This window comes from Siphonobacter sp. BAB-5405, from assembly GCF_002872335.1.
Lineage (GTDB): Bacteria > Bacteroidota > Bacteroidia > Cytophagales > Spirosomataceae > Siphonobacter.
In genome coordinates this window covers 1-1,012 of the sequence record NZ_NJAG01000100.1, presented here as the reverse complement: position 1 = coordinate 1,012, position 1,012 = coordinate 1, and the positions used below count along the sequence as shown (strand labels likewise).

The window sequence follows — 1,012 nt, the reverse complement described above, 5'->3', positions numbered from 1 at the left end:
GCGTCTGGTCCGAGCAACCCCTGACCCTGCATCTGACCATTTTACCACCCTGGTGGAAAACCTGGTGGGCTTACGTACTTTACCTGACCGGTATCGGTGTGGCCTTTCTGTTGTATCACCGCAATGGTCTTGTTCAGCAACGGTTAAAAAGTGAATTAACCCTGGAGCATTACAAGGTTGAAAAAGAGAAAGAACTGACCAATAGCAAGTTACAGTTTTTCACGAACGTTTCTCATGAGCTGCGTACTCCCCTTACCCTGATTCTTGGCCCGGTCGAAGAGCTGGCCGCCATGAGTCATGAGCCGATTCATCAGGTCAAGGACAAGATTATGCTCATGCACCAGCAAACCCACAAGTTACTGGATCTGGTGAATGAACTTATGAATTTCAGAAAAGCAGAATCAGGCCCCATTCAACTGAAAATTACACCGACGAATATCGTACCGTTTTTAACGGAAATATTTTGATTTTCAAACAGAAGGCGGAAGCTCTGCATCTGGAATATACCATTGATGTTCCCCAGCAGAATATTTCCCTGTACATCGACCGGGCCAAACTGGAATCCGTAGTGGTTAACTTACTTTCCAATGCGTTTAAGTATTCCTCGGCAGGTGGTTCCGTTCAGATAAGGGTTACCGTCGTCGGCTCCTCCGATTCTTCGGCCGTGTATGAACAGCAGCATCTGACGAATCATTACCTCCAGCTTGCCATACAGGACCACGGCGTGGGCATGGACACGGCTGAGATGAATCGAATTTTTGACCCGTACTATCAGGCCACGCATACTGAATCCATGCAGGTCATGGGAACGGGCATTGGCCTGTCGCTGGTTAAAACATACGTGGACGCCCACCAGGGTGAAGTGCTCGTGACTAGCCAACCGGGGGCTGGTACCACTTTCCTGTTGCGGTTACCGTTCGGCACTACCCACCTCGATGCAAATACGCTCCACCGAATGACCGTAGGGGACGAGCCCATGCCCGTAGCAGCGACGCTCTCCGCCCCGACTGCC

The 1,012-nt window shown here is 50.6% G+C and carries 2 protein-coding genes; both read left to right on the top strand.

Annotated elements, in window-relative coordinates:
• Nucleotides 1-467: HAMP domain-containing sensor histidine kinase (locus tag BWI97_RS26005; protein WP_304529129.1), on the top strand; the 467-nt coding region annotated here is incomplete at its 5' end.
• A partial coding sequence (locus tag BWI97_RS26000) for a sensor histidine kinase KdpD (RefSeq protein ID WP_146011054.1) occupies nt 464-1,012 on the top strand: 549 nt, incomplete at its 3' end. The genes BWI97_RS26005 and BWI97_RS26000, both read left to right, overlap by 4 nt.